This window comes from Paraburkholderia sp. MM5496-R1 (genome assembly GCF_050436205.1).
GTDB lineage: Bacteria > Pseudomonadota > Gammaproteobacteria > Burkholderiales > Burkholderiaceae > Paraburkholderia > Paraburkholderia tuberum.
The window spans coordinates 1,040,698-1,058,082 of record NZ_JBNDLT010000002.1; the positions used below are offsets into that span (position 1 = coordinate 1,040,698).

Annotated in this window: 17 protein-coding genes and 3 pseudogenes; 7 read left to right on the forward strand and 13 right to left on the reverse strand. The window is 63.1% G+C overall.

Annotated elements, in window-relative coordinates; all coding sequences use genetic code 11:
• Positions 1 to 16: 16 nt before the first annotated feature.
• The 5 genes and pseudogenes from OKW38_RS11745 to OKW38_RS11765 form a co-directional block, all read right to left on the reverse strand.
• Complete coding sequence (locus OKW38_RS11745; RefSeq protein WP_429336263.1) at positions 17 to 1,138, reverse strand: AI-2E family transporter; 1,122 nt, start codon at positions 1,136 to 1,138, stop codon at positions 17 to 19.
• Positions 1,139 to 1,585: 447 nt separating this feature from the next.
• Complete coding sequence (locus OKW38_RS11750; protein ID WP_429361584.1) at positions 1,586 to 1,987, reverse strand: GFA family protein; 402 nt, start codon at positions 1,985 to 1,987, stop codon at positions 1,586 to 1,588.
• A 93-nt stretch (positions 1,988 to 2,080) separates the two neighbouring features.
• Positions 2,081 to 2,509: a YybH family protein gene (locus tag OKW38_RS11755; protein WP_429361586.1), complete on the reverse strand. Its 429-nt coding sequence runs from the start codon at positions 2,507 to 2,509 to the stop codon at positions 2,081 to 2,083.
• A gap of 184 nt (positions 2,510 to 2,693) precedes the next feature.
• Positions 2,694 to 3,626 (reverse strand): hypothetical protein, encoded by a 933-nt coding sequence (locus tag OKW38_RS11760; protein ID WP_090804177.1) that lies wholly within the window; start codon positions 3,624 to 3,626, stop codon positions 2,694 to 2,696.
• 132 nt (positions 3,627 to 3,758) lie between these two features.
• Positions 3,759 to 3,890 (reverse strand): annotated as a pseudogene (locus tag OKW38_RS11765) (tautomerase family protein); the annotation flags it as partial.
• 181 nt (positions 3,891 to 4,071) lie between these two features.
• Here OKW38_RS11765 and OKW38_RS11770 point away from each other — a divergent pair.
• Positions 4,072 to 4,977 carry a GlcG/HbpS family heme-binding protein gene (locus tag OKW38_RS11770; protein WP_429361588.1) on the forward strand — a complete coding sequence of 302 codons (906 nt, stop codon included), beginning with the start codon at positions 4,072 to 4,074 and terminating at the stop codon, positions 4,975 to 4,977.
• A 156-nt stretch (positions 4,978 to 5,133) separates the two neighbouring features.
• Here OKW38_RS11770 and OKW38_RS11775 read toward each other — a convergent pair whose 3' ends face one another.
• The 3 genes and pseudogenes from OKW38_RS11775 to OKW38_RS11785 form a co-directional block, all read right to left on the reverse strand.
• The gene (locus OKW38_RS11775; RefSeq protein WP_184066858.1) at positions 5,134 to 5,562 is read right to left on the reverse strand and encodes a YciI family protein; all 429 of its coding nucleotides are present in this window, start codon (positions 5,560 to 5,562) and stop codon (positions 5,134 to 5,136) included.
• Positions 5,563 to 5,668: 106 nt separating this feature from the next.
• Complete coding sequence (gene pstS / locus OKW38_RS11780; protein WP_429363721.1) at positions 5,669 to 6,685, reverse strand: phosphate ABC transporter substrate-binding protein PstS; 1,017 nt, start codon at positions 6,683 to 6,685, stop codon at positions 5,669 to 5,671.
• Between the two features lie 292 nt (positions 6,686 to 6,977).
• Positions 6,978 to 7,145 (reverse strand): annotated as a pseudogene (locus tag OKW38_RS11785) (LysR family transcriptional regulator); the annotation flags it as partial.
• Here OKW38_RS11785 and OKW38_RS11790 point away from each other — a divergent pair.
• Positions 7,144 to 7,584 (forward strand): annotated as a pseudogene (locus OKW38_RS11790) (SDR family oxidoreductase); the annotation flags it as partial. The pseudogenes OKW38_RS11785 and OKW38_RS11790 overlap by 2 nt on opposite strands.
• 291 nt (positions 7,585 to 7,875) lie before the next feature.
• A complete protein-coding gene (locus OKW38_RS11795; protein ID WP_184029736.1) occupies positions 7,876 to 8,178 on the forward strand; it encodes a DUF4148 domain-containing protein in 303 nt (100 codons plus the stop codon).
• Between the two features lie 230 nt (positions 8,179 to 8,408).
• Here OKW38_RS11795 and OKW38_RS11800 read toward each other — a convergent pair whose 3' ends face one another.
• From OKW38_RS11800 to OKW38_RS11810, 3 genes are all read right to left on the reverse strand, one after another.
• The gene (locus OKW38_RS11800) at positions 8,409 to 8,597 is read right to left on the reverse strand and encodes a hypothetical protein (protein WP_090805701.1); all 189 of its coding nucleotides are present in this window, start codon (positions 8,595 to 8,597) and stop codon (positions 8,409 to 8,411) included.
• Between the two features lie 116 nt (positions 8,598 to 8,713).
• Positions 8,714 to 9,016 carry a hypothetical protein gene (locus OKW38_RS11805; RefSeq protein WP_429361590.1) on the reverse strand — a complete coding sequence of 101 codons (303 nt, stop codon included), beginning with the start codon at positions 9,014 to 9,016 and terminating at the stop codon, positions 8,714 to 8,716.
• Positions 9,013 to 9,387 carry a phage holin family protein gene (locus OKW38_RS11810; protein WP_429361592.1) on the reverse strand — a complete coding sequence of 125 codons (375 nt, stop codon included), beginning with the start codon at positions 9,385 to 9,387 and terminating at the stop codon, positions 9,013 to 9,015. The genes OKW38_RS11805 and OKW38_RS11810 overlap by 4 nt, the downstream gene beginning before the upstream one ends.
• A 224-nt stretch (positions 9,388 to 9,611) precedes the next feature.
• Here OKW38_RS11810 and OKW38_RS11815 point away from each other — a divergent pair, with 224 nt between their 5' ends.
• Positions 9,612 to 10,013, forward strand: a complete 402-nt coding sequence (locus tag OKW38_RS11815; RefSeq protein ID WP_429361594.1) for a DUF6566 family protein — start codon at positions 9,612 to 9,614, stop codon at positions 10,011 to 10,013.
• A gap of 35 nt (positions 10,014 to 10,048) precedes the next feature.
• Here the strand turns inward: OKW38_RS11815 and OKW38_RS11820 are convergent, their stop codons facing one another.
• Together OKW38_RS11820 and OKW38_RS11825 are read right to left on the reverse strand one after the other, a co-directional pair.
• Positions 10,049 to 10,294, reverse strand: coding sequence for a hypothetical protein (locus tag OKW38_RS11820; protein WP_018418326.1), 246 nt, complete (start codon positions 10,292 to 10,294; stop codon positions 10,049 to 10,051).
• A gap of 118 nt (positions 10,295 to 10,412) precedes the next feature.
• The gene (locus OKW38_RS11825; RefSeq protein ID WP_429336256.1) at positions 10,413 to 11,822 is read right to left on the reverse strand and encodes a 3-deoxy-D-arabino-heptulosonate 7-phosphate synthase; all 1,410 of its coding nucleotides are present in this window, start codon (positions 11,820 to 11,822) and stop codon (positions 10,413 to 10,415) included.
• 372 nt (positions 11,823 to 12,194) lie between these two features.
• Between OKW38_RS11825 and OKW38_RS11830 the strand changes: the two genes are divergently transcribed.
• The 3 genes from OKW38_RS11830 (at position 12,195) to OKW38_RS11840 (ending at position 17,352) form a co-directional block, all read left to right on the forward strand.
• On the forward strand, positions 12,195 to 13,445 hold the full coding sequence (locus OKW38_RS11830; protein ID WP_429361596.1) for an MFS transporter: 1,251 nt from the start codon (positions 12,195 to 12,197) through the stop codon (positions 13,443 to 13,445).
• Between the two features lie 331 nt (positions 13,446 to 13,776).
• Positions 13,777 to 14,640, forward strand: a complete 864-nt coding sequence (locus tag OKW38_RS11835) for a TetR/AcrR family transcriptional regulator (RefSeq protein ID WP_429361598.1) — start codon at positions 13,777 to 13,779, stop codon at positions 14,638 to 14,640.
• Positions 14,641 to 14,853: 213 nt separating this feature from the next.
• A complete protein-coding gene (locus OKW38_RS11840) occupies positions 14,854 to 17,352 on the forward strand; it encodes an acyl-CoA dehydrogenase (RefSeq protein ID WP_429361600.1) in 2,499 nt (832 codons plus the stop codon).
• Positions 17,353 to 17,385 lie beyond the last annotated feature (33 nt).

A 17,385-nucleotide genomic window follows, 5' to 3' on the forward strand; every position in this document is an offset into this window, starting at 1 on the left:
GAGCCATCCTCGAGCTTCAGGTCTGCTTCTGTTCGTGGGTCTGCGTGGGTTGCGTGGGTTGCCTGGGTTGAGGCTGGTCTCGGACCCAGCGCCAGAACAGCTGATAACCGACGGCCAGCATCACGGGCCCAACGAATAGCCCGATGACGCCTCCCGTCACCATGCCGCCGAGCGCTCCGATCAGCACGACGGGCATCGGCACCGCGACGCCACGGCCCAGCATCAATGGCTTGAGCACGTTGTCGGCGAGGCCCGCGACGAACACGTAAACCGAGAAGATGATGTTTGCGGTGTTCACGCCGTCCGTGACGATCACGAAGGCGATCACCGGAATGGTGATCAGCGTGGCCGGCAATTGCATGATGCCGAGCAGCAGCACGGCCAGCGCGAGCAACCCCGCGCCGGGTATCCCCTTCACGACGAAGCCGATGCCGATCAGCAGCATCTGGATAAACGCGATGCCCACTACACCCTGGGCCACCGCGCGAATCGTCGCCGTGCACAAGTCGGCGATCTGAGCGCCGTTCTCGGGGCCCGAGATGCGCGAGGCGATCTGCACCGCGCTGTGATAGCCCTTCTCACCGTGGGCCATCAGGATTCCTGCGACGATCAGCGCGACGAAAAATATCACCAGGCCGGCACCGAGACCCGTCACCGTTGCAAGCACAGCGAGCCCGGCCTCCTTCAACTGCGGGGCGAATTTATGCGCAAGACCGGTCAGGTCCGTCGATGCCTGTTGCCAGAAGTCGTACACACGCTGGCCGACCAGCGGCCAACTCGCCACCGAGTCCGCGGGAGGCGGAATCCGGAAGCTACCGCTCCTGGCAATGGCTATCGATTTCTCGACCGAATCGGCTACCGCGAGACCCAGCGCATACGTTGGCACCAGAATCACGACAAGCGCGACAAGGACGATCAGCGTGGCGATCAGGCCGTCCTTACCGCCGAGCATGGAGCGAAGCAGGACCTGCAGCGGATAGAGCGTGATCGCAAGAATCACCGACCAGGCCATCAGGTTAAGAAACGGCGCGAAGATCCGAAAACAGAATACGGCCAGGACCGCGATGAGTCCGGCGCGGATCAGGACGTCGAGCATCTCTCGGGACGGAGTCCGTTGGGGAATCGGTGTGAGCAGCATAAGTTGTTCTCCCGCCAGGTCCCGTCGCAGTTCGGCGGCGACACCGTGATAGGCCTGCAATCGCGAAAACTCAAACCCACTGGAACGTTCTTGACGCCAATACCAAGGCCTGCCTGCAATTCCGGCATTTTAGGAAGAGGATCGCGCCGGCTTTGTCGTCGACAGAACGCGGCGTTTCACTACTATTGAACCCGCGCCTGAAATATTCAATTGGACTTTGGTCTCATAGACCTCGAGCCGTCCGGAGCTCAGCCGCCGAGCCGCCGCTCACGGCCGGAATCTGGTATCCCACCGATGCGCCGGCCACGCCGCACGCCTTGGGCGACGTCACCCGGACCGTCGCGGCCGGCGCGCCGATAGCAGGCCATCACCTGCCGCTGATCGTGCTGTCGCACGGCGGCGGCTGGTACGGCGCCTTTCGAGTCGATGTTGCGATAGGAAGGAGACTCACCCGAATTCGTCGTGTTGCGGCAATTGGTCAGTGATCGAATACCACGGTGCCTTTGAACCCACGAAAATGTGGCCAGTGGGAGACATGGCGGGCGAGTCCGTGAGTGTTCCCAGCGTGACGTGAACGTATTGCCCCTGACGAACCACTGAGAACATCAGGCTTCCACATATTGTGCAGCGCACATCATGCGCCGCTCGTTCATCGCCGAAAATCAACAGGCTGTCTTCGCCCCGAGTGATGCGCAGCTTGTCGCGCTCGATTCCCGCGAAGGGTTTGAACGCCGAGCCGGTCGCGCGCCGGCAGTTTGAACAGTGGCAGTTCAACGCATAGACGAATTCGTCTCTTACCGAGTAATGGACGGCACCGCAAAGGCATCGGCCGGCAAGCAATCGTTTCATGGCTGCTTTTAAACAGAAGGTACGTCGCAAATTGGAAAGTCACGCAGCCGTGATTATTCGCGAGCCGACGCGCGATGTCGAACCGCCAGACCGCTAGCGCCTGAAAATGACCTGCGCCGTGCCGACCTCGATCGGAGAGGAGGTGTGCTGGTGGACAATTTTCCATCCGTCGGCCTGCTGCCTCAGCGTCATGGTCAGGCGATTGTCCATCGAGCGCAGTTCCAATCCGTCGGCGTCGACGGCTTTATATGTCGCGAAGGCGTGAACGACGGCGAGGTCCGCGGCGACGATCGTTTGCGCCTCGCTGAAATCGACTATCACACGTTCCGTACCCAGCGAACCGAACCAGCCCTCCACCATGGCGCGCCACGATGCGATGCCGTGGTACGACCATGTCCCCCACATGTCGAAGACCACCGCCTCGCGGTCGTATAGCGCAACGAACGCGTCCACGTCTTTTGCCAATATCGCGGCTTTGTAGCCTTCCAGGACTTGCAGGATCGGATTGTCGAGTCGGTCCACAGTGTGCTCCCAGTTCGGATGACGATGGCGGCCGGACTTGGCGCAAAACGGCGGATCCAAGGTTCCTGGCCAATTGTCTTACCAGGTAACGACGATCGACGCACCATCGCATCGACATCCCCCCGAAAAAAACCTTCAACACGATATTGCGTTGCATTGATCAGATCCCCGCCCGCTGCGCGGATCACTGGGCGATCTGCTGACGTTGATACTCGTCGTGCTTCATTTGCATATAGTCGGCGCGGCTGACCTCGTGCAATTGCCGCGGATACTGCTCGGTCGCATCGAACCAGTCAGCGAGGCGTTTGTCGAGGCGGGCGTTGGGCGGGCTGGAAAGCGCGCCAAGATAGGCATCGATGGCGAGGTAGTAGCGCATCGTATTGCGTTCGACCAGGCCGCGCACGCCGCCGATGTATTGCGGCTCGCTCGTCGACGAATCGGGCGTAGCGGAAAAGCCGACCTTGTCGCTGCCGATCGTCGCCAGGTAGGTTTTCATGGCAATCCGTCCCGCCGTGCCATATCCGTACGCGTAGGTCAGGTGAATAAAGGTGCGGTTATCGCCCACCGGTATCGCTTCCAGCACGATACGGTAGTCTTTCGTGCTCAGCGGACCCTTGGCGGCAGTGAGCTCGACGCGAAAATAATCAGGGGTGCTCGCTACCGCACGAAAGTTGAATTGCACGCGGTACGACGACGAAAGCGATTCCTCGGTTTTCTTGCCGATGTTCACGGTGAGGATCGTACCGCTGTCGCTGGTCGACGCATGGCAGTATTTGGTGTTCAGATGCAGGATCAGCACGTCGCACCAGTTGGCCGGGCCCTGAGTCGGGTCGTTGAGCGCGCCGCTGACCACCGCGAAAGGATAGTTGAGCACCCCGTAAATATCGCCCTTGAGCGCCGACGGCAACTCCTGCGATTCGAGGTACAGCGGTCGCTGAAACTGGTTGTGCGCGAGTTGCTGCGTCAGACTTTGATATTTCGCGTGCAGGCGAGCCGCGCCGTCGTCCGCTTGCGCGACGACGCTCTGGCATAAGAAACAGAACACCGTGGTAATCAAGACAATCCACCACGGTCGCGTCCGCCGATTACCTGCCGGGGATGTCGCAAGCCTGCTCATGGTCCTCCTCCTACTTTGGCTCAGGTTGTGGCGCAACGGAGGCGGATCCGATCCTGGCGCCCGCGTGGTTCCGGCATATCGCCGACGTCATACGGCCATGCGCAAATACAGGCCGCGGAACCCGGACCCTCATCGCTCGCCTACGCTGATTCGCCTGACGTCCACCGACATCATCCGAGCATAGGTCTCACTCATTTTCGCCGCGAGCAGTCTTTTGCTCTCGACAGAGTAGTGATCGTTTACATCAAGCTGTAGATAAGGCATTGCGTCGATCTCCAATGAGAGTGTTGCGCACGCGCCAACTATATGCCGCGCCATCCAATCGATCAAAACCGTCGCCGCACCACGCTCCGGCGAGCCGATCGTCGCTCGTGTCCGTAGCAGTGTCGAACGCCAGGCAAGCATGGCTGACGGGCACTCTGTTTTGGCCAATTGCCCTTGCATAATGGCCTTCACTATTTACACGAAGTCCCGGATCAACGAGGTACGTTCGCTGCCGGGGAGCTCGCCACCGACATTCAACAGCGATGAGTTGTTTATTTCATTGGCTGTCCTATTGTTTGTTCGCGTTCTCGCCCACAGCGTGCCTGCTGTCAAATCGATCGTCAGGAGAATCGTCATGCGTAAGATGCTTACCGTCGCTGTCGCAGCGTTTTGTATTGCGTCCTTTTCGCACGAAAGTCGTGCCTCTGGCGATGATGATGTCCCACAAGCCCGATGCACGCTACCGCAAGGTACGGTCGCATTGGTGGAAAAGCAGTTGAATACGGTCGTGAACCTGCCCGATGCGAACGGCGGGATCTTCAAGCCTAACCGGATGTGGGCGGCCCTTGTCGATCGGCAGGGGCATCTGTGTTCGGTGATCGTGACCGGCGACGCCTGGCCCGGTAGCCGGGCCATTGCAATCGCGAAGGCTTATACCGCGAACGGTTTCAGCAACGACGCACTCGCCCTATCGACGGCAAATCTCTATGCGGCCGCCCAGCCGGGCGGCTCCCTTTACGGCCTGAATAATTCGAATCCTTTTGACGCGCGCTTCCTCGAACAGGGCAGCGGCATCGGACACACGCTTGGCGGCGTCATTACCTTCGGCGGCGGCGTCGCGCTTTATGCAGCAGGGAAAGTCATCGGAGGATTGGGTGTGAGCGGCGATAGCGCCTGCGCCGATCATGCGATCGCCTATCGCATGCGCAAGCTCGCGGGGCTCGGCACTGTACCCGCCGGCCAAGGCCCGAACAACACGGATAACATCGTCTATTCAACGAGCGGATCTCCGATCGGCTTTGAGCATCCTCATTGCTTCCCGAGCGACCTGAGCGCCGATAAGATCGAGCAGATACCTTCGCACTGACCGGCTTCGAACGGTTGGCCGGCGACACCCACTGACGACGGCAATCATCGACCCGTGGCATCGGGCTTCCGGACAACGTATCGGAAGCCCGCGTAGCGTCTCGGACAGTCGGATCTGGATTGCGTTCGTACCCGCAGACTGATGCGGTGAAAATCGTCAACGCATCTGCCCGTCAATTTGCCTGCGCAGACGATTTTCCTCGTCTTGAAGCTCGGGCGTAAAAGCTTCGCCAAAGTCCGCAGGCTCAAAGAACGGGCGAATCTCGATCTCTGAATCACTGACCATCGGATTCGGGCAGCGCTTTACCCATTCAATCGCTTCGTCCATCGATTGAACCTGCCAGAGCCAGTACCCGGCGATCAATTCCTTGGTTTCCGCAAACGGGCCGTCAATGACGGTGCGGTCCTTCCCTGAGAACCTCACGCGAGCGCCGGCCGAACTCGGCTTCAACCCGTCGCCGCCCTGCATGATGCCGGCCTTGACCAATTGCTCGTTGTACTGCCCCATCGCCGTGAGGAGTTCGGTACTCGGCATTTGCCCGGCTTCCGATTCGGGGGTTGCCTTGATCATGACCATGACGCGCATTTGGGTTTTCCCTTAGAAGACGAAAGTGTCTTGAGGCAACGGCGCCTCCAGTGACTACGACGAATGATCATAGGGGAAATCGACACGCGCCAGACACGATTGCTGGTCACGGCACTGCGAACGCGTTGTGCACCGACTTTTCGCCTGTATCGGCGGGCCATTGTGCGCGGATCTTCGTCACGACCGGCTCCGGAAGCGGTATGTAATCCAGCGCGTTGACCGTCGGCCCACCATGACTCAACGCCCATTCGAAAAACTTCAAGGTGGCTTCGTCGTGGCCCGGCTTGTTCGGCGTCGCGGGAAGCAACACATAAGTCGCGCCCATGACCGGCCAGGCATCCTTGCCCGGCTGGTTGGTCAGCGATTGCGAGAGAGAGCCCGACCAGTCGGCGCTCGCCGCGGCTGCCCTGAAGGTCGCGGCGCTGGGCTGAACGACATTACCCGCCGCATTGGTCATGGCAACGTACTTCAAGCGGTTCTGTTTCGTGAAATCCCATGCGACATAGCCGATTGCGCCGGGCAGATAGCCGACGTACGTGGCAATGCCCTCGTTGCCTTTGCCGCCGATGCCGAGCGGCCATCGCACGCTAGTGCCTTCGCCTACCCTGCGCTTCCATTCCGGACTGACCTGCGCGAGGTAGTGAGTCCAGATCAGCGTCGTGCCCGAGCCATCCTGGCGACGCACCACGGCAATCGGGTAATTAGGCATCTTGATCTTTGGGTTCAACCGCACGATTGCCGGGTCGTCCCAGAACTGAATCTTGCCGAGATAGATGTCGGCGACGACCGGCCCCGTCAACATCACCTCGCCGGCTTTGAGCCCCGGAAGGTTCACGACGGGTACCACGCCGCCGATTACGGTTGGAAATTGCCGCAAGCCGTTGCGGGTCAGTTGATCGTCGGTCAGTGGCGCGTCCGAGCCCGCAAAGTCGACTTCCCGGGCGATGACCTGCTTGAGCCCATCGGACGAACCCGTGCCCTGATAGATCACCCTGCTGCCACCCGACTTCTGGTAGTCGGCGGCCCATTGGGTGTAGAGGGGAGCGGCGAACGTGCTGCCGGCTCCCTTGATGTCGGCGGCGTAGGCCGCGGCTGCGCATGAACAGCAGATCAGACCGGCCATGATGGCGTCGGATGTTCTCACGAATGTCTCCCGTCGGTTCTTGTTCCGGGACATCGCTGATCCAGACCTGCCACCGCATGAGCTCGTTGGAGGGCGACCGTGCCGGTAATTCAATGTGCAGTTTTCATCGGGTGTGTCAGGTCTCCTGCATGACACGCCATACGACACATTAAAGAACGGTGACAGACCGAATTCCAGTTGAATCGTGCTATCGAACGCGCCGTGCCCGGCGGCCTCTTCCCCAATTGCAGGCATCCGGTTTCGGGATAGCCGACACACATCAGACATCCCTTCACGTCTCGTCCCACGGTGGCACGCCCGCGAACGCGTTGACCAGGAAATCGATTGCCGCACGAACTTTTGCGCTCACGTGGCGACGGCTCGGATACAGCGCGAGCACATCGATATCCGGCAAACGGTATTCAGGCAATACCTGGACGAGCCGGCCTGCGCGTAGGTCAGCGACGCTGGCCACCAACCTGACGAGCGCGTTTGTCGGCGCCAAGCATCAGATTCCTGAAATGATCAAGCAAGGCGGTGGGTCGATCATCTTCACGTCGACGTTCGTCGGCTACTCGTTCGCCTTCCCGGGGACCGCCGCCTATGCCGCGAGCAAAGCCGGGCTGGTCGGACTGACGCAAGCGCTCGCGGCTGAATACGTCCCGCAAGGCGTGCGCGTCAACGCGATCCTCCCGGGCGCGGTGGACACGCAGACGTATCGCGGCATGAACGATACGGCCGAATCGCAGACGTTCGTGACCGGGCTGCACGCGCTCAAGCGGGTCGCAAAGCCGGAAGAGATTGCCCGCTCGGCGCTCTACCTTGCTTCCGACGATTCGTCCTTCGTGACGGGTACCGCTTCGTTGGTGGACGGTGGGGCTTCGATTACGCGCACCTGAGCTTTCTTGACGACGGCACCCGCGGGAATGCGGATGTTCGACGACGACCCGCGAACGGCTGCTTGACCCACGCTTCGATGATGTCGGCTCGTGTCCGGAGGTACGGTCCGGATGCGCGGCCGACATCGGAGCGTTCGGGCGCGAGCGTCGACCAGCGTCGGCTGATGGACGAACCCCCTACCATGAAAAATAAACGACCACTGTACGGTTCCTCACCTAACCTTTGATCAGTTGAACCGCGAAAAGCAAAGCGCGAGTCAGCCGGAGTAACCAACAAGGAGGCGGGCCATCATGAAGACGTTAGTCCACACAGCTTGCGCGGTCGCGGTCATGGCTGTGTCAGTTGCATCGCTGGCGCAGTCGGACGGGGCGCTGACGCACGCGCAAGTGCAGGCAGAAATCGCTCAGCTCGAGCAAGCCGGCTTCAATCCGGCCAATGCGAATACCGTCGACTTTCCTACCAACATGCCGACCACCAACGCCACTGCCGCAGGCCAGAGCAGCGGCTATGGCCCCGCGACCAGCGGTACGCAGCAGATGGGTAATCCGGCCAGCACGAGTGGGATGAAGCCGGTGTTCTTTGGCGGATCGTAAGCCTGCCCGTCTGACCAGCTCGACGATGCAGAGCATGCCGTCTCCGCCGGGGACGGCGTGGAGTGTCGTGCTATGCGCGCTTGCAGAGTGGTTTCGGCTGCCGCCTGAATACCCGAAGCCGTCATGACGACGATTTCGGACGCACCCGGTCGAGCGCCATATTGCATGGCGCCTGTTGAATTGCCCGCGTTCATTCGCTGAACGCCTGGGCGCGAACAGCTAACACCTCGTCAGCGTTTCTTAACGTCGATGGTCAGGATTTCGTATCCGGGGTCGGCGTGCTCGTTCGCGACTTTATTCGCTTCCTCGTACGAGCGAAAGGACGTGGCTTCCTTAATCTCCGGTGCCATGCCGATATCGCCGTCCTCTGCGGTGCAGAGGAACTTTTCGCCGGTCTTCACGACGTAGACGGTCGTCATATCTCCCTCCATGGCTTGCATGGGGAACTTCCAGTCTAGCAGGCTGGTAGGGTTTCACATGGTTCGCTGAGGCGATTCTGCTTTGCCTGGTCCGATCGCTGCATTCGCTCAGGGCGTCACTGCGCGATCGACCGCCGCACATTGCGGGCGATCCACGCCGCAAGACCGGAACGGCCCGCGATCGACAGCGTGCGGCGCGGCCCCAGCACGATGCCGCCGATCACCAGCGCGAGAAGCAGCGCAACATGCGGCGCCTCGGCGAGCGACGCGAGCACATTGCCGGCGGAGGAGCGCGAGGCTGCCCGCACCGCCGGCAACGCGGCAGTCTGGTTCGCCGCGACCAATGCGGCTCGCGATGCCTCCATGCGTTCCAGAATGGTGACCCGGGCAAGCTCATTTGCGTGATGTGGCTGACTCATTTGAGCGACTCCCTGAGAGCGTCGAGATCGGAATGAATCTCGGCCTTGAGCACGTGAAGCGATTGCGCCGGTTTCTGCGCCCGCAAGACGAGCAAGGACACGATGCACACGAGCAGCCACGCGGCGGCAACGCCCCAGACCACCGCAAGGAAGTAAGGCGTCTGCCACGCGGTGGCGATGATCGCGATGCAAATGAAGGACAGCGTGAACAGGCCCGCTACTGCCAACGCCACGAGTGCGCTCAACTCGCGCACCAGACGCTTTCGCGTCTCCTCGATTTCCAGCGCGAGCAGTTCGCTATAGTCGGTTACACGTTCGACGCAGAATCGCCCGACATTGCGCCACCTCGTGACCTTCGCATGGATCGACATTCCGTCCTCCTTACGATTCATTTGCGCCGGCCGCCATCAGCAAAGACTTCGCCTCTCGGCCGACAGAGCGAAGCGGCGCCAGCGTTGAGCGCAGCGCAAGAGCCGGGCCCGCGCTGAGCGATCGCACGCCGCGTGCCCGTTTCTGGACGGATGCCTGCACGCGTTCGCCCTGTCGGCACAGCGCTTGCTCGAATCAGGCAGATCATTCGCTCGCCGAGGACAGCATGACCCCGCTCCCCCCAACCGATCACACTGACCGCACCGCCGGCGCAAGCATCGGCGAGACCGGCTCCGATATGGCTAGCGCGGACGGACGCGCGATGCCGGCCGCGCGCGCCGAGCCCGGCTCCCACCACGCGATGTATGACGCGCACCGCGGCGCGCTGATCACGGTGACCGCGCATCGGAACTCGCGAGGCGCCTGGATCGCCGACGTGTCGATTTCCCGCGAGGGCCGGCCGCTGGAGATACCCGCCAATCTGGCCAACGTGGAGCCCGTGACGCCGGAATGGCTCACCGAAGCGGAAGCGTTGCGCGCCGGCATCGAACAGGGCCGCTATCTGATCGACCGGACGCTGGGCGGCGGCTCCGCACCTCTGTCGGCGTCGCTGGGGCCGGTGCGCTGACGCGGGCGTCGCAACACGCGCGCGGCGCAAACGCGTTACTCGTCGCTATCGAGCCCGCCCGGCGGCGGCCCGATCGTCATGCCGGCGCCCGACCCGGTGCGGGTTCCGGGGGGATAGGCATCGGTCGCTGTCTCGGGCGGAACGTCCGCGACGCAGCGGCTCGCGTCGCCGTCGCGCAGACATTGCACGAAACGGTCCGCCTCCTGTGGCGAACGAAATCCGTAGATCTTGCTGGCAACCTGCACCTGTGTGTCCGAAAGTCGCTTCGACGGCGTTTCCATCACCACTCCTTTTTGCTCGAAGATCTATCGCTACGAGCAACGCGCGCGCCACCTCCAATGCAATCGCGCCGCGACTGCGGCACAGCGCTTGCGTTGGCCCTACGCAGACCTGGCAGGCCTAGCGCGCCGCGCTCAACCGTCTTGCGTCGGCGATGCCGACGGCGGCCCGCAAGTCGTCCGGATGAACCATCAATTCGCGGACCTCGCGCAGCGTCGCGTACTGGTCGAGCGCCGTCCGCCATCTCGGCGATTCGAGCAACTGATGCCACACCGGTTCCAGCACCGCGCAATCGGTGTCGCGCCCATCCGCCAGTGCGGCCGCGAAATCGAGGCTGGCGTGCGCCGACAGCAGCTGCATCCGGCTCGCAGGGCCCAGCACGCGCGGCGCCGCTTCGACGGGTGCGTCGCAGCAATAGAGCACGGTCCTGCGAAGACCGGCCCCGTCGCTCGTCAGCGCGGCGAGCGACGCGCCGCTCAAGCCCACCGTCCCCTGCTGCGTCCGAAACGGGTAGACGGTGTGCGGGTCCGCATGCGCAAGCAGCGTCAGTCCACGCACGAGCCGCGGCAGATCGGTGGTGGCCGCGTCGACCGATGCCTTCGCTTCGACGAGCAGGCAGACGTCCCACGCCGCCGCGTCGGCCGGGGGCTGTGCCTGCCGCAGCAGCACCACGTCCCATTCGGTTTTCGCGCGCTCGTGGCTCGCGGGTATCGCGGCCGGCACGCGCATCGAGTTCACGACACGGTACGAGGCGAGCGCACCGTGCGCGTCATTGAGGCGCCGCGCGAGCGCGTCGAGCGCATCGGCGGCCGATGCCTCGACCGCGGCGCCGCGCTGCTTCGAGCTCAAGCCTCGTGCCACGGCAGTCGAGCTTCCCGGGCGCGGCCCCTGGCGATCCCACAGCGTCTGGTACTGACGCACGCGCTCGTCGGACGCGAGCGCGTAAAGACGGCGCAAGCGCTGCAAAGCGGCACTCTCCAGCAATTGCGCGAGGCCGCGTTGCAGCGCCGCGTCGTGCGCGATTTGCGGCGTATCGATGCAAGCTTGCACGGCTTCGGCCAGTTCGGGCCACGCTTCGGCGAACGCCAGCGCGTGCAGACGCGCCAGCGCGTCGCGTTGCAGGCCGGGTAGCAGCCGCTGCTGTTTGGCCGGATGTGCGATCGCATTGACGGCCGCGTAGATCAGCCGGCGATCGACGCTCGCGTGCGCGGCCAGCGACGCGTACTCGCGCACCACCGTGCTGCGATGCCGTAGCAGCATCGCCTGAAACACCGGGTCGCCGGCTTCCTCGCGCATCGCCTCCCGAATCATGCGCGCGAGCGCCTCGACGAAGAAGCGCCGGTTCGCCGCATCCGGCGCTTCGCCACGCGCGCTCGCCTCGCGAGCCTGCTCGATCGCGAGCGCGAGCACGGTGGCGGGTCTCGCTTGCTGCGTCGGCGCGCAGACGGCCGCAAGCGCCGGCAGGCGATAGCGACGCGCGACAGCGTCGAGCATCTCGTCGAGCAACGAAGGCGATGGCGTCAAGGACATAGCGATATGTCGATCAGTTGGCGAAATAACTGTACATGAAGGTTCGATGCGGCGCGCGGACCGGCACGGGCCGCCCCGTCAAAACGCCATTGCCATAAACTTCATAAAAAATGGGCGCTGGGAAATCCCGATAAACATTACAAAATACAAACATGGATCGAACCGGCAATTACATTTTTCCGACATTGAACATGCACTACGAATTCAGCACGAATATTGCTCTCCGGATTAACACGGAGAAAACCGGCTTCAACCATGCAGACGTTTAATGCTCGGCGTACACTCGCCGGGAAGCGCTTGCCATAAGGCGCAAGGGCTACGGTGCCGTCCGCGATCAAAACGCGGTTTTGTGGAGACTGAGGAGAACAATCAATGAGCTGGACTCGGGAACAGAGAAACGTCACGATCGCCGCCTATCTAGGCTGGACCCTCGACGCATTCGATTTCTTTCTGATGGTGTTCGTATTGAAAGATATCGCGCAGGAATTCAATACGGACATTCCTTCGGTCACAGTCGCGATCATGCTGACCTTGATGATGCGCCCGCTCGGCGCATTGATTTTCGGCTGGCTCGCCGACAAATACGGCCGCCGTCCGACACTGATGATCAACATCGCGTGCTTCTCCCTGCTCGAACTGCTGTCCGGTCTGTCGCCGAACCTGATGACGCTGCTCGTGCTGCGCGCGCTGTTCGGTATCGCGATGGGCGGCGAATGGGGTGTCGGCGGCGCGCTGACCATGGAAACCGTGCCGACGAAGTCGCGCGGTATCGTGTCGGGTCTTCTGCAAGCCGGTTATCCGAGCGGCTACCTGCTCGCGTCGATCGTGTTCGGCCTGTTCTATCAATACATCGGCTGGCGCGGCATGTTCTTCGTCGGCGTGCTGCCCGCGCTGCTCGTGCTGTACATTCGCGCGCACGTGCCGGAGTCGCCCGCGTTCAAGACGCTCGAGAAGAAGGTCCGTCCTGGCCTCGTCGCGACGCTCAAGCTGAACGTCGGTCTGTCGATGTACGCGATCATCCTGATGACCGCCTTCAACTTCTTCTCGCACGGCTCGCAGGATCTGTATCCGACCTTCCTGCGCGTACAGCGCCAGTTCGACGCGCACACGGTGTCGTGGATCACGATCACGCTGAACATCGGCGCGATCTGCGGGGGTCTGTTCTTCGGCTGGGCGTCGGAGAAGATCGGTCGCAAGCGCGCGATTTTCATCGCCGCGTTGATCGCGCTGCCGGTGCTGCCGCTGTGGGCCTTCTCGACCACGCCGATCCTGCTCGCGCTCGGCGCGTTCCTGATGCAGATCTCGGTGCAAGGCGCCTGGGGCGTGATTCCGGTGCACCTGAACGAAATCTCGCCCGATGAAATCCGCGCGACCTTCCCCGGTCTCGTGTATCAGCTCGGCAATCTGATCGCGTCGGTCAACGGTCCGCTGCAAGCGAAAATCGCCGAAGTGCACGGCAACAACTACGCGCTCGTGCTGGCGATCGTGGTCGGCATCGTCGCGATCCTGATCTGCGCGCTGATTCCGTTCAGCCGCGAGCGCCGCGGCATCGACATGACGCAGTCCGCGCGTGAAGTCGTCGGCGCCGGCTCGACGGGTAGCGCGGTCGGAGGACAAGTTTAAGAGCTTGAGGCTTTCGAACCAGACGGCTAGCCAATGTGCGTCAACGCGTGGGAGCCGGGTCAACCCGGTCGTCGAGCGCAAGGCCAGATTACATCGCAACACGACACGAGGCCGTTCCGATTCGTTCGGAACGGTCTTTTTATTTTCCGCGCGGCATGACGCGCCGCGCTTCGCCAGCATGGCTCCCCGACAGGTCTTCTAGAGGAGTTCGTCGAGCCCGTCCCTTGATCGCACCGACCATCCTTTCTTATCCTAAAAAACGGTCGTTTCAAATATCGATTTGAATCGCGTGTTTGCGAGCCGGCAGCCCCGGCAACTGGGAGACGGCAACATGGCAGTTCGCACACCCGGCCGGCATGCCGGCGATACGAAGTCACGCATTCTCGACGCCGCGGAGACGCTGTTCATCGAATCCGGCTATGAGGCGATGTCGCTGCGCCAGATCACTTCGCGCGCCGAAGTCAATCTCGCGGCGGTCAACTATCACTTCGGCAGCAAGGAATCGCTGATTCACTCGATGCTGTCGCGCCGGCTCGATCAGCTGAACCGGGAGCGCGTGAAGCTGCTCGACCGTTTCGACGTCATGCTCGGCGCGCGCCTGACCTGCGAGCACGTGCTCGGCGCGATGTTCATTCCGGCACTGCGTCTGTCGCGCGATCCGCGTGTCGGCGGCAAAGCGTTTCTGCGCCTGCTCGGGCGCGCCTACACCGACCCCTCGTCGTTCATCCGCGACTTTCTGAACGCGCATTACGAAGCGGTGGCGATGCGCTTCTTCGACGCGTTCCAGCGCGCGCTGCCGCATCTGCCGCGCGAGGAGCTCGGCTGGCGCTTGCATTTCGCGATCGGCGCGCTGTCGGGGGTGCTCGCCGGCACCGATACCGACAGCCTGATTGCCGAGTTCTCGCAAGGTAAGTCGATGAACGATGTGCAGCCCATCGCGCGCCTGGCGTCGCTGATGGTCTCCGCGCTGAAGGCGCCGCTGCCGGACGGCACGCAACTGGCCGCGTTCGGCGCCGTGCTCGGCGATGCGACCGACGGCGGCGTGGACGGCACGTTCGCCAGTGCGCAAGAACATACCAGCGGCGAGGCGGCCGCGTGCGCAGTGGCACGCGACACGTTCGACAGCAACAGCCGCGGCGGCACTATGGAAGCGGCGCCGGCAAGCTATCAGCATGGGCTGCACGGCACCGCCTGACGACGTCTCACGGCGTCATCACTCGACGTAACCACCACACGTCGTACATGGAACCCGATCGAGCTCGCTTACCCGAGCAGTACAAGCAGTACATCTACGTTGCGCAGCTGCGCCGTGCCCGTCAGTCGAATCGGTAAGACACGGTAACGCCCGACGCAAGTGCGCGACTCGCAGCTGGCCCGGCGATTGCGTCACCACAGAGGAGGAAACGTCATGCCGTGGTTCATCCTGGCGCTCGTCATCGCCGCATCCGCTCTCGTCTACGTTCAGGCCCGCGCCTCATGGTGGCTCGCGGCGCTGATCGTCTGGGTCGCGGCCGCGCTCGTGAGCGGCGCGGCCGGCCCGCTGCTGACGACACTGCTCGCGATCGTGTTCGTACTCCCCGCCCTCGTGCTGACGATCAAACCGCTGCGCCGCGCATGGCTCGCGAAACCGGTGCTCGACACGTTCCGCAAGATCCTGCCGCAGATGTCGCCGACCGAGCGCGACGCGATCGAGGCGGGCACGGTCTGGTGGGACGCCGAGCTGTTCTCGGGCCGCCCGCACTGGGACACGCTGCTCGGCTATGGCCCGGCCATGCTCAGCGCCGAAGAGCAGACGTTCCTCGACATCGAATGCGAGCAGCTGTGCGACCTCGCGAACGACTGGGAAACCACGATGGTCTGGCAGGACCTGTCGCCGCCAACGTGGCAGTTCATCAAGCAGCACGGCTTTCTCGGCATGATCATTCCGAAGCAGTACGGCGGCAAGCAGTTCTCCGCGTACGCGCATTCGCAGGTGATCATGAAGCTCGCGACGCGCTGCTCGGCCGCGGCCGTGTCGGTGATGGTGCCGAACTCGCTCGGCCCGGCCGAGTTGCTGATGCACTACGGCACCGACGCGCAAAAGAACTACTATCTGCCGCGTCTCGCGCGCGGCGAGGAAATCCCCTGCTTCGCGCTGACGAGCCCGTATGCCGGGTCCGACGCCGCCGCGATTCCCGATGTCGGCGTCGTCTGCCAGGGCCTGCACGAAGGCCGCGAGACGCTCGGCTTTCGCGTCACGTGGGACAAGCGCTACATCACGCTCGGGCCGATCGCGACCGTACTCGGCCTCGCGTTCCGCGCGCTCGACCCCGACCATCTGCTCGGCGCGAACGACGAACCCGGCATCACCTGCGCGCTGATTCCGACCGACCACCCTGGCGTCGACATCGGCCGCCGTCACTGGCCGTTGAACGCGGTGTTCCAGAACGGCCCGAACTCGGGCAAGGACGTGTTCGTTCCGCTCGACTGGGTGATCGGCGGACGCGCCCAGGTCGGCAACGGCTGGCGCATGCTGATGGAGTGTCTGGCGGCGGGCCGCGCGATCTCGCTGCCGTCGTCGAACGTCGGGATGGCGAAGATTGCCGTGCGCGGCACCGGCGCATATGCCGCGATTCGGCGCCAGTTCCGCACCGCCGTCGGCAAGTTCGAGGGCGTGCAGGAAGCGCTCGGCCGCATGGGCGGCAACCTGTACGTGATGGACGCCGCGCGCCGCCTGTCCGCGCAGGCGGTCGATCTCGGCGAAAAGCCCTCCGTCATTTCGGCGATCGCCAAATATCACATCACCGAGCGCGCGCGCATGGTCATCAACGACGGCATGGACGTCGTCGCCGGCAAGGGTATTTGCATGGGGCCGTCGAACTTTCTGGCGCGCGCGTATCAGCAAATGCCGATCTCGATCACCGTCGAAGGCGCGAACATTCTGACGCGCTGTCTGATCATCTTCGGCCAGGGCGCGATTCGCTGCCATCCGTACGTGTTGAAGGAAATGACGGCGACGCGCGAGCCCGATCGCGCGAAAGCCTTGCGCGAGTTCGACGCGGCGTTCTTCGGCCACCTGAATTTCACGGTGTCGAACGTGGTGCGCAGTGCCGTGTATGGGCTGAGCGGCGGCGCGCTGATCGCGAAGCCGCGCCGCGCGTATGCGCCGCTCCATGCGTACTATCGCGCGGCGACGCGTCTGTCGGCCGTGTTCGCGTTGCTCGCCGACGTGTCGATGTTGGTGCTCGGCGGCGATCTGAAGCGTCGCGAACGCATCTCCGGACGCCTCGGGGACGTGCTGTCGCAACTGTTCCTGATCTCGGCGACGCTGAAGCGTTTCGAGGACGAAGGCCGACAGCACGACGACTTGCCGCTCGTGCGGTGGGGCGTCGAGGATGCGCTGTACAAGGCGCAGCACGCGCTCGACGGCGTGCTCGCGAACTACCCGAACCGGGTCGCCGCGACGCTCGTGCGTGTGCTCGCATTCCCGTTCGGCCTGCCGCATCGCGAGCCGTCGGACCGGCTCGGCAGCGAGATCGCCGAACTGATGCAAACGCCCGGCGCCGCGCGCGAGCGGCTCGTCGCCGACTCGTACGTGCCGCACCCCGACGTCGATGCGCTCGGCTATGGCGAACTCGCGTTCGCGCTCAATCCGCAGTTCACGCAAATCGAGCAGAAGCTGCGCGAGGCGGTGAAGCAGGGTCTGCTCGAACCACTGCCGCAAAGCCTGCCGCAGTTCGCCGCATGGACCGATGCGGCGCAACGCCAGGGCCTCGTCGACGCGGACGAGCGGCGCGTGCTCGACGACTACGCGCGCTACGGCGCGCAGGTCGTCAAGGTCGACGATTTCCCGGCCGACTTCGACCTGCTCGCGAGCTTGCAACAGCGCAAGCAGGCGCTCGAAAAGGCGCTGGAACTGCTGGCCTGATGCGCGCGCTCACGCAGAAAAAACTACCGACCC

What these genes read in the sequence shown, in the direction of transcription:
- OKW38_RS11825 (WP_429336256.1), bottom strand. Translation starts at nt 11,822, where the DNA reads ATGTCCTTGACGCCATCGCCTTCGTTGCTCGACGAGATGCTCGACGCT.
- OKW38_RS11750 (WP_429361584.1), bottom strand. Translation starts at nt 1,987, where the DNA reads ATGAAACGATTGCTTGCCGGCCGATGCCTTTGCGGTGCCGTCCATTAC.
- OKW38_RS11795 (WP_184029736.1), top strand. Translation starts at nt 7,876, where the DNA reads ATGAAGACGTTAGTCCACACAGCTTGCGCGGTCGCGGTCATGGCTGTG.
- OKW38_RS11835 (WP_429361598.1), top strand. Translation starts at nt 13,777, where the DNA reads ATGGCAGTTCGCACACCCGGCCGGCATGCCGGCGATACGAAGTCACGC.
- OKW38_RS11830 (WP_429361596.1), top strand. Translation starts at nt 12,195, where the DNA reads ATGAGCTGGACTCGGGAACAGAGAAACGTCACGATCGCCGCCTATCTA.
- OKW38_RS11770 (WP_429361588.1), top strand. Translation starts at nt 4,072, where the DNA reads ATGGCCTTCACTATTTACACGAAGTCCCGGATCAACGAGGTACGTTCG.
- OKW38_RS11815 (WP_429361594.1), top strand. Translation starts at nt 9,612, where the DNA reads ATGACCCCGCTCCCCCCAACCGATCACACTGACCGCACCGCCGGCGCA.
- OKW38_RS11800 (WP_090805701.1), bottom strand. Translation starts at nt 8,597, where the DNA reads ATGACGACCGTCTACGTCGTGAAGACCGGCGAAAAGTTCCTCTGCACC.
- OKW38_RS11810 (WP_429361592.1), bottom strand. Translation starts at nt 9,387, where the DNA reads ATGTCGATCCATGCGAAGGTCACGAGGTGGCGCAATGTCGGGCGATTC.
- pstS (WP_429363721.1), bottom strand. Translation starts at nt 6,685, where the DNA reads ATGGCCGGTCTGATCTGCTGTTCATGCGCAGCCGCGGCCTACGCCGCC.
- OKW38_RS11805 (WP_429361590.1), bottom strand. Translation starts at nt 9,016, where the DNA reads ATGAGTCAGCCACATCACGCAAATGAGCTTGCCCGGGTCACCATTCTG.
- OKW38_RS11745 (WP_429336263.1), bottom strand. Translation starts at nt 1,138, where the DNA reads ATGCTGCTCACACCGATTCCCCAACGGACTCCGTCCCGAGAGATGCTC.
- OKW38_RS11760 (WP_090804177.1), bottom strand. Translation starts at nt 3,626, where the DNA reads ATGAGCAGGCTTGCGACATCCCCGGCAGGTAATCGGCGGACGCGACCG.
- OKW38_RS11775 (WP_184066858.1), bottom strand. Translation starts at nt 5,562, where the DNA reads ATGCGCGTCATGGTCATGATCAAGGCAACCCCCGAATCGGAAGCCGGG.
- OKW38_RS11840 (WP_429361600.1), top strand. Translation starts at nt 14,854, where the DNA reads ATGCCGTGGTTCATCCTGGCGCTCGTCATCGCCGCATCCGCTCTCGTC.
- OKW38_RS11820 (WP_018418326.1), bottom strand. Translation starts at nt 10,294, where the DNA reads ATGGAAACGCCGTCGAAGCGACTTTCGGACACACAGGTGCAGGTTGCC.